The sequence below is a fragment of the Allomuricauda ruestringensis DSM 13258 genome (genome assembly GCF_000224085.1).
GTDB lineage: Bacteria > Bacteroidota > Bacteroidia > Flavobacteriales > Flavobacteriaceae > Flagellimonas > Flagellimonas ruestringensis.
Genome location: NC_015945.1, coordinates 2767545 through 2787275 on the forward strand (window position 1 = coordinate 2767545; position 19731 = coordinate 2787275).

General features: G+C 43.2%; 19 protein-coding genes. 18 read left to right on the plus strand and 1 reads right to left on the minus strand.

Features of this window, described 5'->3' with window-relative positions; translation table 11 throughout:
* The first annotated feature begins 268 nt into the window (after positions 1-268).
* The 17 genes from MURRU_RS12420 (at position 269) to MURRU_RS12495 (ending at position 16677) form a co-directional block, all read left to right on the plus strand.
* Positions 269-1387, plus strand: a complete 1119-nt coding sequence (locus tag MURRU_RS12420; RefSeq protein ID WP_014033821.1) for a serine hydrolase domain-containing protein — start codon at positions 269-271, stop codon at positions 1385-1387.
* A 70-nt stretch (positions 1388-1457) separates the two neighbouring features.
* On the plus strand, positions 1458-1793 hold the full coding sequence (locus MURRU_RS12425) for a hypothetical protein (protein ID WP_014033822.1): 336 nt from the start codon (positions 1458-1460) through the stop codon (positions 1791-1793).
* Complete coding sequence (locus MURRU_RS12430; protein WP_014033823.1) at positions 1777-2355, plus strand: RNA polymerase sigma factor; 579 nt, start codon at positions 1777-1779, stop codon at positions 2353-2355. The genes MURRU_RS12425 and MURRU_RS12430 overlap by 17 nt, the downstream gene beginning before the upstream one ends.
* A gap of 21 nt (positions 2356-2376) precedes the next feature.
* The gene (locus tag MURRU_RS12435) at positions 2377-2721 is read left to right on the plus strand and encodes a hypothetical protein (protein ID WP_014033824.1); all 345 of its coding nucleotides are present in this window, start codon (positions 2377-2379) and stop codon (positions 2719-2721) included.
* 3 nt (positions 2722-2724) lie between these two features.
* Positions 2725-3486: a helix-turn-helix domain-containing protein gene (locus MURRU_RS12440; RefSeq protein ID WP_014033825.1), complete on the plus strand. Its 762-nt coding sequence runs from the start codon at positions 2725-2727 to the stop codon at positions 3484-3486.
* Between the two features lie 350 nt (positions 3487-3836).
* Positions 3837-3962, plus strand: coding sequence for a hypothetical protein (locus MURRU_RS18165; RefSeq protein ID WP_281023837.1), 126 nt, complete (start codon positions 3837-3839; stop codon positions 3960-3962).
* 44 nt (positions 3963-4006) lie between these two features.
* Complete coding sequence (locus tag MURRU_RS12445) at positions 4007-5464, plus strand: amidohydrolase family protein (RefSeq protein WP_014033826.1); 1458 nt, start codon at positions 4007-4009, stop codon at positions 5462-5464.
* Entirely contained in the window at positions 5461-6417 is a 957-nt protein-coding gene (locus tag MURRU_RS12450; protein WP_014033827.1) for a PD40 domain-containing protein, read from the plus strand. The genes MURRU_RS12445 and MURRU_RS12450 overlap by 4 nt, the downstream gene beginning before the upstream one ends.
* Entirely contained in the window at positions 6417-7424 is a 1008-nt protein-coding gene (locus MURRU_RS12455) for a C45 family autoproteolytic acyltransferase/hydolase (protein ID WP_014033828.1), read from the plus strand. The genes MURRU_RS12450 and MURRU_RS12455 overlap by 1 nt, the downstream gene beginning before the upstream one ends.
* Positions 7425-7475: 51 nt before the next feature.
* Positions 7476-8495 (plus strand): polysaccharide deacetylase family protein, encoded by a 1020-nt coding sequence (locus MURRU_RS12460; protein ID WP_014033829.1) that lies wholly within the window; start codon positions 7476-7478, stop codon positions 8493-8495.
* 31 nt (positions 8496-8526) lie between these two features.
* Entirely contained in the window at positions 8527-10398 is a 1872-nt protein-coding gene (locus tag MURRU_RS17405; protein WP_014033830.1) for an RCC1 domain-containing protein, read from the plus strand.
* A gap of 67 nt (positions 10399-10465) precedes the next feature.
* A complete protein-coding gene (locus tag MURRU_RS12470) occupies positions 10466-11599 on the plus strand; it encodes an amidohydrolase family protein (RefSeq protein ID WP_014033831.1) in 1134 nt (377 codons plus the stop codon).
* A 70-nt stretch (positions 11600-11669) separates the two neighbouring features.
* A complete protein-coding gene (locus MURRU_RS12475) occupies positions 11670-12224 on the plus strand; it encodes an NUDIX hydrolase (protein ID WP_014033832.1) in 555 nt (184 codons plus the stop codon).
* Between the two features lie 89 nt (positions 12225-12313).
* On the plus strand, positions 12314-13657 hold the full coding sequence (locus tag MURRU_RS12480) for a serine hydrolase domain-containing protein (protein ID WP_187289847.1): 1344 nt from the start codon (positions 12314-12316) through the stop codon (positions 13655-13657).
* Positions 13658-13682: 25 nt separating this feature from the next.
* On the plus strand, positions 13683-14375 hold the full coding sequence (locus MURRU_RS12485; protein WP_014033834.1) for a DUF4386 domain-containing protein: 693 nt from the start codon (positions 13683-13685) through the stop codon (positions 14373-14375).
* 548 nt (positions 14376-14923) lie between these two features.
* Positions 14924-15442, plus strand: coding sequence for a DUF5004 domain-containing protein (locus MURRU_RS17410; RefSeq protein ID WP_014033835.1), 519 nt, complete (start codon positions 14924-14926; stop codon positions 15440-15442).
* Positions 15443-15678: 236 nt separating this feature from the next.
* Positions 15679-16677, plus strand: coding sequence for an NAD(P)-dependent alcohol dehydrogenase (locus MURRU_RS12495; RefSeq protein WP_014033836.1), 999 nt, complete (start codon positions 15679-15681; stop codon positions 16675-16677).
* A gap of 73 nt (positions 16678-16750) precedes the next feature.
* Here the strand turns inward: MURRU_RS12495 and MURRU_RS12500 are convergent, their stop codons facing one another.
* Positions 16751-17665, minus strand: a complete 915-nt coding sequence (locus MURRU_RS12500) for a PAS domain S-box protein (RefSeq protein ID WP_014033837.1) — start codon at positions 17663-17665, stop codon at positions 16751-16753.
* A gap of 340 nt (positions 17666-18005) precedes the next feature.
* Between MURRU_RS12500 and MURRU_RS17415 the strand changes: the two genes are divergently transcribed.
* Complete coding sequence (locus tag MURRU_RS17415; RefSeq protein WP_049789107.1) at positions 18006-19634, plus strand: leucine-rich repeat domain-containing protein; 1629 nt, start codon at positions 18006-18008, stop codon at positions 19632-19634.
* Positions 19635-19731 lie beyond the last annotated feature (97 nt).

Consider the following 19731-nt stretch of genomic DNA (forward strand, 5'->3'; position numbering starts at 1 on the left):
GAAGCCGCCGCATCCTTGCCCCCTTGTCCAAAATGTTTGTCATCTTAATCGTGTTTTAGGGGGCAAAATATCGTTTATGGTTTGAAGTATCTCCATATCATCCCCCCCTTTTTGTAATGCCATTAAAGGATCAAACATAGGAGGGAGAAGGATTGCTCCAAGATATCCTCTTTTTTTTAAGGGATTTGTAACCATTTCAAAAGTCGTCTTGTCCTATGGATGTGAATTCACAAAAAAAGACGAATTATCAATTTAAAATCACATAGAAATGATTACTGTTACATTAAAACGATTTTCCTTTTTCCTTTTTACCCTGACCCTGTTTTCAGGTGTAAATGGCTATGCACAACAGAAAACGATACATACCATGTATGGAAAAAGTGTTGCGCCCGCTGAACTTACCGAGGGCATCAAAAAGATTATGGAACAATATGATGTCCCTGGTCTCTCCATTGCCGTGATCAATGACAATGCATTGGTCTATCACAATGCATTGGGGGTCTCCAATATCGAGACCAAAGAGCCTGTGGACGGCCAAAGTATCTTTGAGGGAGCTTCCCTGTCCAAACCCATATTTGCCTATTTCGCCTTGAAAATGGTGGAGGAGGGAAAATTGGACCTCGACCGTCCACTCTACGAGTATTTACCACATCCTGGTTTTGCAGATGAATCCCAAGAGGATGCCAAGTTGATTACAGCACGAATGGTATTGGCCCATCAGACTGGAATGCCTAACCATGCTTTTGGCAAAAAGATGAAGTTGGCCTTTAAGCCAGGTACCGGATTTGAGTATTCCGGGGAGGCCTATCAATATTTGGCCGCGGTTATTGGGAAACAGCATGGCATCGGCTTTAAAAGTGATTTGAACAAACTTTTTGAAAAGAAGGTGACCAAGCCTTTGAAGATGCCCCATTCTACTTTTATTTGGGATAATTATGTGGCCCAACATAAGGTATATGGCCATGATGAGGAGGATGGAACGCCAAAGCACAGAGTACCCTCAGAAGGATATTGGGATGATGGGGTCTTTAGTGCCTATTCCAGTTTGCATAGTGAGGCCAAGGAGTACGCGCAATTTGTCATCGCCATGTTAAAGGAAGAGGGCCTGAAGCCAGAGACCTTTGATGAGATGCTTAAGGAGCATACCCATTTTGATAAGGACAATCCCTTGCGTAAGCAGGTCGGTCAGACGGGGTGGGGACTTGGATTTGCACAAAAACGAACTCCTGAAATGACCATGCATATGCACACGGGAAACAATCATGATTTTCAGGCCTATGTGATGTTTGTTCCAGAGAAGAACTATGGATTGGTACTGTTTACCAACAGTGGCAAAATGATCCAGGTGGTTTCCGGTATATCCCAAATCTTAGGGCCACAATTCTAAAGAGGATGCCCCGGGATGGGAAAATTAGTACCTTCTTGGGGCATAATATAAACGCAATAAAAATAATAGTATGGAAGATTTTCAAGATGCCATAGGGGCCGTAGTCCTGATGTCCGGATTGGTAGTGGTCACTTATATCATTGCACGATATACCTATCTGGTCAAAAAGGCCATGATCGAGAACGGGCTTGCATCGCCCACAAAATCAAAGCAAATCATGTTCATTGACTTTGGATGCATTTTGGGGGGCATTGGTCTTGGCTTAATGGTTTCTTCTGTGTTCAGTGCGATGGACTTGGACGAAAATACCACTGACCTTTTGGTGTGGGGAACCATTTTGATATTTGGTGCCGTGGGCATGATCCTGGCCCACTTTTTAAGAAACAAATTTGGCGATCAGGGATAACGATATAGATGCCATATTGATCGAAAGGGTCAAGGAGGGAGACGAAAAGGCCTTTGTTCAGCTTGTTGACAAGTACAAAGACCTTTCCCTTTCCTTGGCCCATTCCATCATGAAAGATCGGGACAAGGCCGAGGATGTGCTGCAGGACGCCTTTATCAAAGTTTATGAAAAGGCAGGAAGTTTTAAGCACCAATCCGCCTTTTCCAGTTGGTTGTACCGTATCGTTGTCAATACGGCCTATAATGCCCTGAAAAAGGAAAGGAAATATCGTGAAATGGATGATTTCACTTTGGAGGGCAAAGGCATTGAGAATCCTCCCGATTCGGACAAGATTCGAGACGGGGATCGAAAAAAATATATTGTAATGGCCTTGGAGCGGTTACGACCGGATGAAGCCCTGGTGCTCAGGCTCCATTACCTTTGCGGGTATACTATCCCGGAAATTCATGAGATTACCGGATTTGGCAATTCCAAGATCAAGGTGGACCTACACCGGGGAAGAGGCCATATGGAAGAAGTCCTTACGGATTTATTGGGAGATCATGTCAAAGATCTATTGTAACGGATACTAAATCAAATACAAATGGAAGACAAAGTGTTTAAAAAAATAATGATGCAAAGTGAGATGGCCACCTCAGAGGGGTTCACGGATGAGCTGATGAAAAAACTGGCTTCCCGAAAAGCGGAACGCCCCACGTTGATACAAATAGCACTTCGACCTGCGTTATGGGGTCTGGTGGTGGTAGGCATGGCCGTATTGGTCATCCTCTTTCTGGTACCGATGTCCTCTTTTACCGTTCTCGAAATGGTGGAGATGGGAAAAACCCCGCTAATGGTAGGGTTTATATTCCTGTTTCTGGCAGCTGTTAACCATTTACTGCGACTTTCACAAAATGTGGAATCCTATAACCAATTGGCCAAACAATAAGGTATGGACTATCAGCGTATCTTGCCTTGCCCGGAGTTGAGAAATTATATCAGTTATTTCTGGGTTGGGACTTGGGATGTGAACCTACCGCCCAACGATATATACTATGTGGTCGCCAATAGCCTTACCGAAATCTCCTTTGCCTTTGAAGGAAATCAACGGGAGGATGACCTTTTGTTCACGGTCGTGCAGGGACAGACCCATCGGCCACAACAGTTCAAGGTGGATGGTTTTTACCATGTGATAGGCGTCTGCTTGCATTCCTTTGCCATCCCCAAGCTTTTTAATATTTCGGCTACGGAATTGTATATGGGGTTTTTGACCTTGGAAACCTTCTTGGGACTGGAAGGAAGGGAGCTTACAGAGAAGATGGCTTTGGCCGCTACTACCGGAAAACGCATTGCCATTTTGACCGATTTTTTCAAGTCATTGGTAAGGAAACGACAGAGGGAGGATCAATTGATTGCCCAAGCCGTACAGATTATTAAAGATGAGGGAGGATCTACACGGATCAATGAATTGGCACAAGAGTTCTGTCTGTCGGAAAAACAATTTAAAAGACGATTTAAGGCCAGTACGGGCTTCAATCCCAAACTCTTTAACCGGATCGTTCGTTTTGAGTCCGTGATCAAGACCAATCCAGACTGGACCAATCTCACTGAAGCGGCTTACAACAATGGGTATTTTGATCAATCACATTTAAACCATGACTTCAAAACATTTACGGGGTTTAGTCCGACCGATTTTTATAAGTTGAGTACTTGAGTTGGCCAATTTATGGGGGAGGCCATAGCGTTTGAAAACTTACTTTAAAAGGTCTTTTATTCATTGCTAACGGTATGTTAACGGTTTGAATGACATGCTATTTTCAGTCATTCTTAATCAAGGTATTTTTGGCTTTAACCATTGGAAGCGATACAAAAGGGTTATAGAGGGCGGTGTTGCGTGTATTGTTGAATTCCTATGAAGAGATGGGGAGTGAAACAAAGATGATCTTAAAATGTCCCTTTTTTACAAGCCTGGTATATACTGCCCTTTATAGTTTTGTTGCCGGTTTTGATGCTGCATTTATCGTTGTTTACGGCGGTGCCGGGTGCATTGCATCAACATAAACTATGAACAGAACGATTGCTCCCACATCGACTATGAATAGGATATCTTCCTTGGATTTTCTGCGGGGGGTCGCCATTTTGGGCATTCTGCTCATCAATATCGAATCTTTTGCTTATCCCAATCCATAGGAGAAGTTATGGCGAACATTGACCTATAAAGCAAATTAGAAGTAATGAACAAAAAAATGTTATTGGTAGGGATTGTCCTTGTATTGGTTATCATACCCCTTTTGGGATATGATTTTGATTCGGACACTGGAGTGGAACGATATCAGAATGGGCAATTGGAATCCACTCGGGACGTATATGCCGATAGTATCGTGAACTATATCAAGCATAATTACTCGGTTTTAGCACTTCGCAATGCCACGATTATTGATGGTACCGGAGCCCCTCCCAAGGAAGAGCAAACGATTATTGTCAGATCGGGAAAATTTCACCTGATCGGAAATGATGATGAGGTGACCATCCCTAGAAATGCAATCGTGATGAACATGCGGGGGAAAACGATCATTCCAGGCCTGGTCGGTATGCACAACCATCTTCATATTCCAGGTTTTCCCGACGTTGGGGAAGTTGCGTCCAAACTGTATTTGGCCGCTGGGGTGACGACCATACAGACCTGTGGGGCCACCGATGCCGGGAAAGAGCTTTTGCTGTCCGATGAAATTGAGCGAGGGCAAAGAGTAGGGCCCAATATTGTCCCGAGCGCCCCTTTTGTAAATGGTCCCGGGGGAAATCCGAACATGATCATACCAAAGAATTGGGGGCATTTGAAGGATACCCTGGGCTATTGGTTGAACAGGGGTGTTAAATGGATCAAGGTCTATAGAAATGTTGACCCGGATGATCTTGAGGTAATCATTGATATGGCGCACAGTAACGGGGCAAAGGTCCGTGGACATTTGTGTTCCGTTACCTTCGAAGAGGCCACCAATTTTGGAATCGATGGCATCGAACATGGATTGAACAGCGCAAGCGATTTTCGTACCGATAAGGCTTACGGTCTTTCCGGGGGAGGTAGGGAATATATGGACCAATTGGACATGAATGACCCGAAAGTCACAAGCTTGCAACAACAAATGATCGATAAAGGGGTGTTTTTGACATCCACACTATCGATATATGAGGCCAGTGTACCCGGTAGGATTTATTTGGACGATCGAGCCAAATCGGTCATGTCCCCCTATTTGATCGGTCAATATGAGGAGCGGTTGAAAGAGGCTCAACGACATAGGGATGATATGACCAGGGAGTTGCGTTTGAAACGTATCATGGCCTTTGAGCGACAATACTTCAAAATGGGCGGTCTTTTGTGCAGTGGAGTGGATGCCGGTAGACATATTGTTCCCGGTTTTGGGGATCAACGAAATTTTGAGTTGCTGCGCGAAGCTGGTTTTAAAACAGAGGAAGCAATCCAGGTCATGACCGGAAATGGGGCCAAGGTACTTGAAAGAAATGATATTGGTTCGATAGCGGTTGGGAAAAAGGCGGACTTTGTCATTTTGGACGGGTCCTTGGTCAACGATACCTCGGTAATCCATAAGGTCAATACGGTATTCAAGAATGGCTTGGGCTATGATCCCGGTAAACTGATTGGGGATGCCCAAGGTAAATTTGGTCTCGAATGAAACGGGAGCGTTTGATGCTGGTCATATTGGTGGTGGTCGTTCCCTTGATGTTTGCTGCCTCACTGTCCTATTTTGGACCACCTGTCTTGGCGTATCTCGGTCAAGATAGCCCAACAATGACCCCAAAAATATTCGCCCCTGGGGTTATTTCCCAAAAAGATGTCTCCGAGTTTGGATCTGTTTTCAATCAGGAGGGAACGGAGTTGTTTTATGGGGTCGACCTCCAAGGTAGATCTGAAATTCGTTACACTTATCTTAAAAATGGTGAATGGACAAAACCTGTGGCCCTTTTGTCGGATAGCCTTGTGAGTTACAATGATCCATTTCTTTCTCCCGACGAAGATCAACTTTATTTTATTTCCAATTATTCGGGTGAAGACCAACCGCCCAAAAGTGATTATGATATGTTGTATATCAAAAGGGGGAAAAAGCACTGGGAAACAAAGGTTTATAATGTGGGACCCAATATCAATACGGATAGGGATGAATACTATATGTCCTTTGATGAAAGGGGTACCGTTTATTTCTCTTCCAATTTTAATGCGTCCGTGCATCGGGAACATGATTTTGATATTTATGCCTCCAGCGTTGTTGATGGCGACTTCCAACCCTCCATTCTTTTGGATGAGGCCATCAACACCAATGCCTATGAGGCCGATGTCTTTGTGGCTCCGGACGCTTCTTATATACTATTCTGTGGGATAAGGGACAATGGCTATGGGCAAGGCGATCTGTACATCAGCTTTAAAGATGAACATGACAACTGGACCAAAGCGGTAAACATGGGAGATGATATCAATACCGGGTTTCATGAACTGTGTCCTTTTGTGACCAAGGATGGTCAGTATTTGTTTTTTACCAGAAACCAGGACATTTACTGGGTAGATGCTGACATTATTGAAAAGATTAGAGCGCGATTGGGAAGAAGTTTAATAATTCAAAATAAAAGCTGATGTATCATCCAAGACTTTATGGGAGGTATTATGATATGGGTTTCAAGTATGGGAAACTGTTATACGAAAAGGTAAATTTTGGTGTACCCATTATAAGTAATGAAAAGATGGATTTTGGATTGAAATCCTATCAGATGCTAAGGGAATACTACCCCGAGGTCATTGAAGAAATTGAGGGGTTTGCATGTGGGATACAAGATCGACCCGAAGTTTTGGGTGCCTTTTTACTCAGTCTTGGGGTTTTTGATACCACGGGACAGTGCAGTGTTTTTGCCTGTAGGAACAAAGAGGATGTTATTATTGGACGCAACTATGATATGCGTTATGACTTTAAAAAGTTCACCGAAAGTTCATTGATTGCCCCAATGGACAGGTATGCCTATATCGGGCAATCCGATGTATTTATAGGCCGATCGGACGGGATCAATGAAAAAGGACTGTTCATTGCGATGTCCTTTGTCAATGGAACGAAGGTCCAGCCGGGAATTGGATTCCATTTTATTATCAGAAAGGTGTTGGAGAACTGTAGCGTTACCCAGCAGGCCATTGAAGTTGTTCAGCAGGCCAATATCTCTACGGCCTGTAATTTTCTCATTGCGGATCGTATGGGTGAGCTGGCCGTTGTGGAATCATGTCCCCAAGGAAGTTTTGTGAGAAGGCCCGGAGCAGGAGAACAGCATCTATTTATCACCAATCAGTTCCAAAGTGCGGAGATGAAAGCGTTCGAGGCAGAAGGAGTAGCCTGGAGCAAAAGCGCCGAACGCTATCAAGGAATGGAAACATTGCTTGGTGGCATGGATGGTATGGACCTACAGAAGGCCAAAGCAATCTTATCCGATGGTTGTGTCTGCCTGGATTTAAAAAAAGAGCGCTTTGGGACCATATGGTCCGTTGTATCCAATTTGAACAAGGGCATCATTGAAAGGGCAGAGACGAAACCGAGGATGAATAATTACAAACAGGATACCCGACTGGCGTGGTGGCTACAAAAAAGAAGTCGGTCCTAATGGATCCAATAGAGCAAATGAAGTTAGAATGATAAAAACAAAGAAGGACAAATGGGGAATGAAAACATAAGGTCAAAACTATTTTTTAAGCGGGCCATTTCAGGGAACCTGGTGGTGCAAGGTATTCGCTATGCTCAGGACAAGTTTCTTTTGATGCTACTGATGCTATGTTTTTTCCAAAACGGTAGAGCACAGGACAAAACAATTTCCATCACCATAGACGATATCCCGAATACCGAAATGTACGAGCAGAATGGATTCCGCTCGGACCTGCTGTTGATGTTGGACGCCCTTGACGTTCCCTTCACCATTTTCATCAATGAGGACAAAATATATAAGACACGATTCCGGGCCAAGAACGAAAAATTATTGGAAGCATGGATAGCGAATGCACAGTCCTTAATTGGAAACCATTCCTATAGCCATCCCAGGTATTCCGAAGTGGGGTATGAGGCCTTTATGGCAGATGTGGTCAAAGGCGAGGAACTGTCCAGGGACTTGGCCATCAAATATGACAAAGAGCTTCGGTATTTTCGCTTTCCCTTCAATGATATGGGGAAAGATTCCCTTCAACACCATCGGATGAGAGACTTTATGGAGTCCAGAAATATGGTCATCACACCCTTTACCATTGAAAGTTCCGATTGGATGTTCGATGTGGTTTACCGATATTATCTCGAACAAGGGGAGCTGGAAAAGGCCAAGGCCATTGGGGAAGCATATGTGCAAAAGACCATGGCGATGGTGGAACATTTTGAAACCGTTGCCCAAACCGAGCATGGGCGCCCCATGAGCCATATCTATCTCTGTCATGACAATCGGTTGAACACGGATTACCTAGAAGAAATCATCATACGGTTAAAGCAGCAAGGTTACGATATTGTAGACCTTGATCAATCTTTGGAGGACCCATTGTATCAACTCCCGGATCATTACTATAGAAAATGGGGGGTCAGTTGGTTGTACCGTTGGATGGCATCCCAAAAAATCAGGGTTTCATGGATGAAACAGGAACCCAGCCTCAAGGATATTGAGAGCACCTATCATGAAATAATCAAAAAACGACAGTAAATACGTAACCTTATTTAAACAATCAATGGACATGAATACATGTATAATCAGAAAATTCAAAACAGTTTTTTTAGTCTGTTCCCTCATTTTTTTGGGAGCCTGTAGTAAGGATGATAACGGAGATGGTGGGCAACCTGTTGTCCCTATAATTAGTGATTTTGCCCCGACCAGTGGTCAGGTAGGGGACGAGGTCACTATAAATGGTAAACATTTCAGTACCACGGCCAGTGGGAACGCGGTGAAGTTCAATGACATCAAGGCCACCGTAAAGACGGCCACGAAGACCCAATTGATAGTGACCGTACCTGAGGGGGCAGCAACTGGAAAGGTCTCCGTAACCGTTAATGGGGAGGTTGGGACCAGTTTAACCGATTTCACCGTGTTGTTTTCCCCGAAGATTACCGTTCTTTCTGTGGACAATGGTTATGTGGGGGACCAGGTGACCATCGAGGGGGAAAACTTTGATGCCACCACCAGTGGCAATGAGGTTCTTTTTAACGGTACTTCAGCAACAGTGACCAGTGCCACGGAAACCGCTTTGGTGGTGACCGTGCCCGAAGGGGCCACAACGGGCAATATCAAGGTGACCGTCAATGGCATGACCACCACAAGTAGTGAAGTGTTTACGGTCAACCAACCACCAAGCATCAGTGGTTTTTCGCCCTTAAGCGGAATTATTGGTGAGGGAATCACCATTGAAGGTGAACATTTCAGCGCTACGGCTTCGGAGAACGAAGTTCTTATTAACGGTATGGTTGCCAATCTCATATCGGCTTCTGAGACCACATTGGTAGTGGTGGTTCCTGAAGGGGCCAGTACAGGAAAAATCAGTGTCACTGTCGATGGAAAGGAAGTGATCAGTGGTGAAGACTTTGCGGTCCTGCCCCTGAAACAAATCGAAGCAGGAGGATATCATACCTTGATGGTAAAATCCGATAATACCTTGTGGGGATTCGGTTGGAATTACCAAGGCCAGTTGGGTGTTTCCGGTCAGGACAGGTATTTGAAGGCAGTTCATATCATGTCTGATGTCAAAACAGTAGCAGCGGGTGAAAGACATACTTTGATTCTAAAAACCGATAATACCTTGTGGGCAACCGGTCGCAATACGTCGGGTGAACTGGGCGATGGTACCCAAACAAATGTCTTTGTACCCAAGCAAATCATGACAGATGTCCAGGCTATTGCGGCTGGACAGGCACATTCATTGATTTTAAAAACAGACAACACCCTTTGGAGTACTGGGAGTAATTCTTTTGGACAATTGGGCAATGGCGGTTCGGGAAACATACATGTTGATTGTCAACAAGTAATGACAGATGTCAGGGCCATAGCTGCAGGGGCTGCCCATTCTTTGATCGTAAAGGAGGACAATACCTTATGGGTTACCGGATTCAACGGATATGGGCAGTTGGGTGACGGTACCCTTGTTCATATTCCTACTCCTAAGCAAGTGATGTCCGATGTGCTAATGGTTTCGGCAGGGCACAGTCACAGTTTGGTGATTAAAACAGATAAGACCTTGTGGGGTATGGGCCATAATGAATTTGGACAATTGCGGGGTAATGAAACAGAAAACGTTCTCATACCAAAACAAATCATGGCCGGTGTTGCCAAGGTATCCGCAGGATATGTGTATACGCTGATATTGGATCAGGATCAAACCTTATGGGGATTGGGCAACAATGAACATGGACTTTTGCATTCTGGAACCACCGAAGTTTCCAATTTTGCCCCAGTACAGATAATGGGGAATATCAAACTACTGTCTGCCGGTAGTGTTCACAGTATGTTATATAGGGAGGACAATACCTTATGGAGTGCAGGAAGCAACAGTTATGGTCAATTGGGAGATGGGTCTACTACTTCCTCCACCAATTCTGTTGGGGTGGAAATACCTTGAATTTCAGTTGATGTTATACTTGAATGTTGGCCACCTCTTCTAAGCATCGACTATTAATTAGAGACGTATGAAAACTTTTTTTTTCAACAATTCAAGACCGATATTGCTTGTACTTTTATTAGCCATGGGCCATATTGATTCTTTGAGTGGACAAAATGTCCTCTTTTCGGAAATAAGATATTTGATTGATCACGTCAATGTAGTGGATGTCAAGAAGGAAGAGGTGCGTCCCGACCAAAGTATTTTGGACTCAAAAGGAATCATCGAATCCGTAAGGAACTCCTATGGGGTAGATGTAAATGATTTTAAAACGGTCATTGGTGCCCAAGGGAAATATCCTTTTCCGGGTCTTAGGGATATGCATTCCCCTAAGCGAGGGAATCGTATGCCCTCCTTTATTAACAGGGAATGTATGATACCGTTTTTTATCGCCAATGAGGTAACCGGAGTTCGCGATATTGTCCTTGGTGGACGCATTCCCCTTCGTAGGTCAGAGGCAGATGCGTCCCGTAAAGGATTGCGCAGTTTGGAACATGCACGTGATCTGTTGTTTGAAGGATTTTTTAACGCCGAGGACTTTCGGCAATTGGCCATGTCCCAAGACCCTTCAGCGGAATGGATGCAGGCGATAGTCGGTCTATACGATCCGGATCGGACAGCAGATATTTCTGAGATCATGGTCAAGAACGATACATGGTATGTGCCCACCCACGTGAAGTGCAAAATGGAGACATTTGATGACGCCCCCAGTTTTATTGAGGATGCCAGAAATCAATATAGCCTCACCATGCTTTTGGATGCTTGGAATGCCGATGCTGATCGGGTGGTCGCCTTGGATTCCACAGCATATGGAAGGGAAGCTTATCGAAAGTTTTACCGAATGGGATTGGAAATCACCATGGAGGCCTTTGACGCTGGGATACGGATCTTAGTGGGAACCGATGTTGGCGACAGTTATGTATATCCCGGATTTGCTGTGCATGATGAGTTGGAAGAACTGGTGTTTGCCGGATCGACCCCTATGGAAGCCTTTCGTGCGGCTACAATCGATACAGCTGAATTTTTAGGTATGGAAGGGCAATTTGGAACCATTGTAGCGAGAAGGGAAGCTGACTTTTTGCTATCGGATGCGATTCCTGTTCGGGACATTGGTCATACCAAGGATATCCATGTACTAATTTGTAGAGGGGGCAGTACCTAAATCGGGATCGACTTGATGGCATGTTGGAAAGTATTAAATCATTGCCGTTTGGCAACTAATTCAAATAATCATGATGAAAAAAAAGATGTTTGTGCTTTTAATGGTTTTGGGAGTATTTGTTCGAAGCAGTGCCCAAGTACCTGAACCAGTAAATCAAACCATCATACGTTTGACCGTGGTCAAGGACGGGGATAAAATCCTAATCCGAAAAACCCCGTACGGGTGGATGACCCCGGCAGTTTATTTTAAAGAACCGCAAAGCATACAAGAGGTTATTGATAAAATGGCGGGAAGCTATGGTGTTCAAATTTCCGGGATTGGTCTAAGGGGACTGTTTACCTATACCTATGATTTTAAGCCTACCGCTGATATACGCCAACTTTATGTGGCCAATTATGTCCGTGGGACCTTGGTGCCGCCATCCAAAAATGAGGAAGTGTATTGGATGCCGATAGAGGAGGCCTTGGGCAAATTAGGTGCAACGGTACCGGCATTAAAGGAAATGACCAAACAAATCTTGGATAAACCCGACAAGGTATGGGGAGGAGCTTTTAATCTTTTTAAAGTAAATGGAAATATGAAATCAAGTATGGTAGAGGACTTTTATCCATTGGCCGGTATGTAATGGATAAATCAAAAATCCTTAGTAACCTCCCAATAATTTTCAAAAATAAAACGGTGTTTAAAAAAATGATCTGTTACCTATTTAGTAAGATGCGATTGTTCACATATAAACCAATTATGATGCTTTGTGCAATTATGCTCTTGGGAATGTTCTTTAATGGAACCTTTGCACAAGATATGGATATCAATAGGTTGGATACCTATTTCAATACCTTGGAAAGCAATGACAAGTTCATGGGCAGCGTGGCTATTCTAAAAGATGGCAAGGTTGTCTATGATAAGCAGGTGGGATATTCCAATTTGGAATTGGAACAACAACCGGATGTAAACACAAGCTATGGGATCGGTTCTATTTCCAAGGTATTTACCGCTGTCCTGATTTTTAAGGCCATTGAGGAGGGGATGCTCGATCTGGATGGAACCATTGAAGGGTATTTTCCTTCGATAATAAATTCGGAAAAGATTACCATTGCCCAATTATTGAGCCATCGAAGCGGTGTGTTCAATTTTACCGATGATAAGGAAAACTACCTTAGTTACCATACTTCCCATAAATCCCCCGAGGAAATGGTCAACATCATAGCGCAAGGGGGAAGTATGTTTGAACCGGGGGATAAAGGGGGGTACAGCAATTCCAATTATGTATTGCTCTCCATTATTTTGGAAAAGGTGTACGGGCAGTCCTATGCAGCGATTTTGTGGGAGCAACTGATCGATCCGCTAGGACTTGCCCACACGTATTTTGGAGGTCCTATGAATGGGAACCAGAAGGAGAGCCGTTCCTATACGTATGATGGCCGATGGAAACTCATGGAGGAAACAGATCCTTCCATTGGATTGGGAGCGGGGGGTATTGTTTCTACCCCGTCGGACCTATTGGTCTTTGCTGATGCCCTGTTTACGGGTGGCCTATTGTCCAAGGCAAGCCTGTCCAAAATGAAGACCATACGGGAGAATTTTGGGATGGGACTGTTCAAGATAGCTTATAATGATCATGTCAGTTATGGTCATAATGGTGAGATTGACGGTTTTATTGGGGCTATGCGATATTTTGAGGACGATAAGTATGGTTTTGTTGTCCTATCCAATGGATTGAACTATACCTTGAACACCATAACGGTCACCATGGTCAATGCGCTTTACGGTAAGCACTATGATATCCCGGACTTTAGGGTGTACCACCCTAGGGCTAAGGAATTGGACGCCTACCTTGGCGTGTACTCCAGTGAATCCTTTCCTGTAAAATTATCGATTACCAGATCAGGGAAACAATTATTTGTACAAGCCCCAGGAGATGCAAAAATGAAGATGGTAGCCACTGCAAAAGGTGAATTTAAATATGAACCTGCGGGGATTGCGATCAGGTTTTTCACTGAAAATGGTCAATTGGCCATTATCCAAGGCGGGAAAACACATGTGCTGACACGGGAGTAACTAAAAATTTATATGAAATACGTACATGATGAAATTTGTTAATCGTAGGGATACCATGGCCGGGCTATTGATTTTACTGGGCCTTGTGGTGGGAATCTTGAGTATTGCCCCTGCCGTGGACAGTGAGGATTTTCTGATCAATGTGGTTGTTGATCCCATAGGAGTACAACTTAGTGCGCTGTTCCAATTCATTCTGTTTTTGACTTATATGGGGTTTGCGATTCTTTTATTTCCCATTTTGCAAAAAATAGACAGGGATCTGGCCCTTGGCTTTTTAAGCTTTCGAATCATTGCCGGTTGTATTTTGATTTTTGGTATCATGGTCATGCTTGCCATTCTGGCCCTAGGGCAAGAATTGGAGCTTTTTGGAAGTGGAAATGTTGGGGTCGGGCAGGCCGTTGGCCAGATGTTAAAGGTAATCAGGGATCAAACCAATCATGTTTTTATGGTCTTTGCCCTTGGTACGGGAAACCTGATGCTTTATTGGATGTTGCTTCGTTCGGATTTGTTACCGGACTGGCTTCCGTTATGGGGTTTGTTTGGCACCATGTTGTCCATTTCCGCTAGCGGGTTTTTATTGTTTGAATATGTGGAGGTAATCACTCCGGAATATTTGATGATGAATGCTCCAACGGCACTTTTAGAACTGGTGTTGGGGATTTGGTTGTTGACCAAGGGGTTTAAGGTGAACAAAGGAGGTGAAGGGCATGTTTTGTAAAATGGTCTGAAAGTATTGAAATATGTCTTGCGTATATGGGTGAATGATATACTATGGGTTTACCCATTTAAAAAATAGTGGTCTACGCTTGGATTACCTTGGCTGTTGATGCGATGGGAAGGACAGTTGGCCCATTCCCTTGCCCCGGCACGAAGGTATATTTTCCTTGTCTTTCGGCTTCTATTTGGGCAACTTTACGGGGAATAAAGGCGTGGAAACAGTGCATATTGAGTTTGGAGACAAAATAGGTGAGGTAGAGAACAATTTTCCTCCTAACATGATGACATGTTTTTGCAGAAAATTTCCTTGGACAGCCCCTGTGTTTTGGGTGAACCAGGAGCCGTATTTTTAATCATAGGTATTGCCTTGTTTTGAGAAAACCAGGAAGTGATCGGTATGATAGGAACAAGAAGTTTGGAACCCTTAAAAAATGAGGTGTATGCCTTGGAAGATTTGTTGAAAAACATTCTAAAAATATCCGATGCAATGGGCAACCTTTTGTGTGTCCGTTAATCAAATATGTAAATCATTTAAACATAAAAATGGCTATGAAAAAAAATGTTTTGGCTTTTGCCGGTTGGGTTTGTTTTGCCTTAATTGTAGTATCCTGTGATTCGGATCAGGGTAATGCTTGTCCCAAGGATTTTGTGGGTGCATTGACCGGGCAGGAAGAACAGTTGGTCGGTACATGGGTATTGTCCGAGATAACTTCGGAATCTGCAATTGACCTGACCGATGATGAAGAGCAGAACCCTTCGACCGATCTGTTCGAACAATATTCCGAATGTGACCGGGATGCTTCCTATATTTTTGATGATGACCGAACCTATCGTTACGATCTAGGTCAACGTGTTGGAGATTGTGATTATCCTATCACTGCAACGGGATCTTGGAAATTCAGTGCCCAAATATTGAGCCTAACTTCGACTTGTAGCATTCAGACCGCTCCATTGAAGTTGAACGCGGAGGGAGATACTTTTACGTTTTCAGAAGTATACAAGCTAAAGGATGTTCATGGAACAATCATCCAGACCAAAATAGTATTTACCTATTCGTTGGCCCCATAGTTGAAGTACATGGCGTTCCCAATGGTTGGTTAGGCGGAGTAAGTTGTAGATATCGGAGATATTGTTGTTGGCTTTTTCCCATGATGGAAGGCTAGATTTCCACCATTTTTATGAATAAATTTCAGTTTCAGGGATAGGAAGGTAAAAAGCTGTTCTAATCCGGTTTAGATTGACCAGAAGGAAGTTCCATGCGTTTCAAAATGTTATTCAATGACGACCATTAAAATCAAAATTATATGTACAAACGGATGAAAGCTGTTACCCTAAATAAGTACGGGAAACCAGATGCACTTCAGTTGGTAGATATTGAAATGCCCATACCCAAGGAGGATGAGGTCTTAATAAAAATTGATGCCATACCCGTTACTACGGAAGATCCGTTGCAAAGAATGGGGAGGCCATACTTTACAAGATTGTTTTTTGGGTTTACCAAACCTAAAAACCCCATATTGGGCGCTGAATTTTCCGGTGAAATAGTGTCAACTGGAAAGCATGTTAGCCAATTTGAGACAGGTGACAAGGTTTTTGGGCATTCCGGAAAAGGATTGGGATGTTATGCAGAATATGTCTGTGTTCAAGAAAAGGGGCTGTTGTTAAAAAGGCCGAAGAAGATTAAGGATGAGGAATTGGCGCCGGTTTGTACATTTATGGCCGCTTGGAACTTTATGGTGTCACTCGCTGAAGTAAAGCCCAACCAAAAGGTGCTTATCAATGGTGCTTCTGGAACCGTTGGTACCGCCGCTGTTCAAATAGCAAAATCATTCGGTGCACAGGTCACCGGGGTTTGCAGCACCTCTATGATGGAAGTGGTCCAATCCTTGGGTGCCGATAAAGTTATCGACTATAGCTGCGATACCTTCACTGAAAATGGAGAGATTTATGATATCATTTTTGATGTTGCCAACAAGACTTCATTTAAAAAATGTTTAAACTCTTTGAGTGAAACGGGTGTCTATTTGAACCCGGTGCTTTCCATAGGAATTATTATACAGATGTGGTGGACCAAAGTGTTCTGTAAAAGAAAGGTGCTGTTTTCTGCAACAGGTCTTTTACCCATTTCAAAAAGAAAAGCATACCTTACAAAACTGTCCAAATTGTTTTCGGATGGAAAATTGAGAACGATTATTGACAAAAGATATCCTCTCGAACATATGGTTGAAGCACACCGATATGTTGAAAGTGGGGTGAAAAAGGGGAATGTGATTGTTGATCTGAATTGGAAATCCAATTCATGAAGGCTGTTTTTCCAAAGTTCAATGGATTAATGGCCCAAATTAAGCATCAAGTTCAATTAAGCCTTGGTGCTACCTAAAGACGTTTTACAAAAGTCACCAGGTCTTCGGAGGCGTCCAATCCCAATTTTTTTTTCAATCGGTTCCTTACCACTCTTAGGCTTTCCTTTTTTACCATCATGATTCGCGAAATATCCGATGAGGTCATCCCTATCCTCATAAAAGCCAAGTGCTTCATATCCTTTTGGGATAGTGTGGGGTAATGCGTGGATAAGTTGGTATAAAAATCAGGATGTACTTTTTTATAGTGCATCATAAAATCCTCCCAATCTTCATCTAGGTTCATGGTTTCCTGAATATGGCATAGGATGCTTCTCAATTCTTTTCTCGTGTCCGGTTCAACCTCCAAGATCCGCTGTTCTATTTTTTTGATAATGTTCTTCTTTTTTTCAAATAATATGGAAGACATCAGGAGGTTCTGTTGGATAATTTCTTTTTCCTTTCGTTCCAATTCCGCCAATTTTCTGTCCTGAATATTCCGGGTACAGCTCAATACCAATACCACTTTGTCCTTTTTATCAAATATCGGCTTGGTATATCCTTCAAACCATTGGTAACCATGGTGTTTGGTCTTGAACCTCAGTTCCAATTTTTCAGGCATGGAGGTCAAGCCCTCGGAAGAATTTGACACATTTTTCAGAAGCTTGGAATATTGTTCGGGATGAATGAAATCATAGGGAACTTTTCCTTTAAGATCTTCCGGGGTATATCCCATGATACGTTCCGTCGAAGGGCTTGCATATAGATATTGTCCATCGGCAGGATGGTGTAAACAGACGACATCAATGGTGTTTTCTGCAATCAGCTTCAACTTGTCCAGTTGTTGAAGTGCCAACATTCTGGACAAAGCTTCCCCATCAAGGTTGTTGTCCTCCTCCAGCAATCGCAACAGCCGTTCCGTCTCTTTACCTTGTCCCTTTGTTTCTTTCATGTATACATTTTGGGTCCCTCTGACCGTGGGATGCTACAAAACTACTATGGTATTTCAAGTTAAAAAAAATGATTGAACCATTATGTTTGTTGTTTGGTTCAAGGCTGAAATTAAACCTGTTCCATGATCTTTCGAAACCATATCCATTGAATATAGGATGCTTATAAGGACTTGGGTTGTTTGGATATGAATAATTTTTTTGGAATTGCTAACGCTATGTTAACGCGACTGAAGATTCAGTCTTGTCAGCGCTGCCATGAACGGCTAGATTTGGCCCAAAATTTAAAAAACGAAGTGTTCTTGGATACTTCACAATTCCTAAATCTTAATCTTATTAATTATGAAAAACATGAAATTCACATTGGCCGTTATGGCGGTAGTCTTACTTTGGGTAGTTGGATGTAGTAAGGATGATGGTCCTGAAATGGCTCCCGCAGCATTTTCAGTGGATAAAAATACTATTGATTTTGGCGAAGTAGAGATCGGATCAATAAAAAAGGTGAAAATTAAGATAACCAATACCGGTGAAGATGATTTGGTATTAAAGGATTATTCGCTTTCCAGCGCTGATACATCTGGGTTCAGTGTGAACTTTAGTGAGTCGGAAGTAATTTTGCCAGCCGATGGAACATATGAAATGGACGTGAATTTTAGTCCAACGGAGGAGGGGGAGAAGACTTCCGTTTTGACCATTGTCAGCAATATTGGTGAGCATAGGATAAATTTATCTGGTAGAGGTGATCTTGGCGCAAATGCCATAGTGCATGTTCCTGACGATAACTTTAAAGCAGGGCTATTGGCCCATGGTGATAGCTTGGTGGCAGCAGATATCAGCAAAATCGATATCAATGGTGATGGTGAGATCCAGGTTGGCGAAGCGGAGGCCTATACGGGACGTATAGCCTGCGTGGGGATGGGTATTACAGACCTAACTGGTATCGAGGCCTTTAAGAACATTAAGGTGCTGACCCTGGTAGATAACCAGTTGACCAGTTTGGACCTTTCCAAAAACATTGCCCTTGAAAAGTTGGTTTGCGACTCCAACGAACTGACCGGTTTGGATGTAAGCAAAAACACTGCCCTGATTGAGCTATGGGTGCAGCGCAATAAATTACTCAGTTTGGATATCACACAGAATACTGCCCTTGAACGATTGATTTGTGACAATAATCAACTCACTGCGCTCGATGTTTCAAACAACACAGCCTTAAAGCAAATATGGGTCCAAAACAATACGTTGACCAGTTTGGACGTATCCAAGAACCTTGCCCTTGAGAAACTATACCTGTCAAACAATAATTTGACCTCCCTGGATATTTCCTTCAATACGGCCCTCAATACCCTGGCGGTCCAAAACAATCAGTTGACCACTTTGGATGTTGCCAATAATACGGGTCTTTATGACCTCGCGGTACATAACAACCAGCTTATGGATTTGGATGTTTCAAAGAATACCGAATTAAAGCATTTAACGGTGACCAACAATGAAATAGCAATTTTGGATGTTTCTCAAAACACCCTTTTGGAAGACCTTTCCTGTGACAATAATAATCTGACCAATTTGAACCTTGTGCAAAACACCAACCTTAGGGAACTCCGCTGTAATTATAATCAAATTTCAGATTTGGATATTTCCAACACTACCAAACTACAAATCTTGGCTTGCGTAGGCAATCAATTGACCAGTTTGGATGTATCCCAGAATGTTGCGTTACGGACTTTTGCTTGTGGAGCCAATCGGTTAACCAGTCTACGATTGGTGGATAACGTTGAATTACGGTCGCTACGATGTGAGCAAAACCAATTGACTTTGTTGAATCTTGCCAACGGGAACAATAGCCTGCTAACGAATGTATCCGCTACCGAAAATAATCTTGATTGTATCCAAATAGATGAAGGATTTACCCCTCCCAATGATAGTTCTTGGTTAAAGGACGATACCGCGAGCTATAGTTCGCTATGTCCGTAATAATTCCTCCCAGGGGGCGTTATCCTTTACATGGGTTAGGTGGTTATCACCTGTAAACAACACTGCCCCCTTTATTTTTTTTGGAAGCATATATTTA

What these genes read in the sequence shown, in the direction of transcription:
- MURRU_RS12420 (WP_014033821.1), top strand. Translation starts at nt 269, where the DNA reads ATGATTACTGTTACATTAAAACGATTTTCCTTTTTCCTTTTTACCCTG.
- MURRU_RS12425 (WP_014033822.1), top strand. Translation starts at nt 1,458, where the DNA reads ATGGAAGATTTTCAAGATGCCATAGGGGCCGTAGTCCTGATGTCCGGA.
- MURRU_RS12435 (WP_014033824.1), top strand. Translation starts at nt 2,377, where the DNA reads ATGGAAGACAAAGTGTTTAAAAAAATAATGATGCAAAGTGAGATGGCC.
- MURRU_RS12440 (WP_014033825.1), top strand. Translation starts at nt 2,725, where the DNA reads ATGGACTATCAGCGTATCTTGCCTTGCCCGGAGTTGAGAAATTATATC.
- MURRU_RS18165 (WP_281023837.1), top strand. Translation starts at nt 3,837, where the DNA reads ATGAACAGAACGATTGCTCCCACATCGACTATGAATAGGATATCTTCC.
- MURRU_RS12445 (WP_014033826.1), top strand. Translation starts at nt 4,007, where the DNA reads ATGAACAAAAAAATGTTATTGGTAGGGATTGTCCTTGTATTGGTTATC.
- MURRU_RS12450 (WP_014033827.1), top strand. Translation starts at nt 5,461, where the DNA reads ATGAAACGGGAGCGTTTGATGCTGGTCATATTGGTGGTGGTCGTTCCC.
- MURRU_RS12455 (WP_014033828.1), top strand. Translation starts at nt 6,417, where the DNA reads ATGTATCATCCAAGACTTTATGGGAGGTATTATGATATGGGTTTCAAG.
- MURRU_RS12460 (WP_014033829.1), top strand. Translation starts at nt 7,476, where the DNA reads ATGGGGAATGAAAACATAAGGTCAAAACTATTTTTTAAGCGGGCCATT.
- MURRU_RS17405 (WP_014033830.1), top strand. Translation starts at nt 8,527, where the DNA reads ATGAATACATGTATAATCAGAAAATTCAAAACAGTTTTTTTAGTCTGT.
- MURRU_RS12470 (WP_014033831.1), top strand. Translation starts at nt 10,466, where the DNA reads ATGAAAACTTTTTTTTTCAACAATTCAAGACCGATATTGCTTGTACTT.
- MURRU_RS12475 (WP_014033832.1), top strand. Translation starts at nt 11,670, where the DNA reads ATGATGAAAAAAAAGATGTTTGTGCTTTTAATGGTTTTGGGAGTATTT.
- MURRU_RS12480 (WP_187289847.1), top strand. Translation starts at nt 12,314, where the DNA reads ATGCGATTGTTCACATATAAACCAATTATGATGCTTTGTGCAATTATG.
- MURRU_RS12485 (WP_014033834.1), top strand. Translation starts at nt 13,683, where the DNA reads ATGATGAAATTTGTTAATCGTAGGGATACCATGGCCGGGCTATTGATT.
- MURRU_RS17410 (WP_014033835.1), top strand. Translation starts at nt 14,924, where the DNA reads ATGAAAAAAAATGTTTTGGCTTTTGCCGGTTGGGTTTGTTTTGCCTTA.
- MURRU_RS12495 (WP_014033836.1), top strand. Translation starts at nt 15,679, where the DNA reads ATGTACAAACGGATGAAAGCTGTTACCCTAAATAAGTACGGGAAACCA.
- MURRU_RS12500 (WP_014033837.1), bottom strand. Translation starts at nt 17,665, where the DNA reads ATGAAAGAAACAAAGGGACAAGGTAAAGAGACGGAACGGCTGTTGCGA.
- MURRU_RS17415 (WP_049789107.1), top strand. Translation starts at nt 18,006, where the DNA reads ATGAAAAACATGAAATTCACATTGGCCGTTATGGCGGTAGTCTTACTT.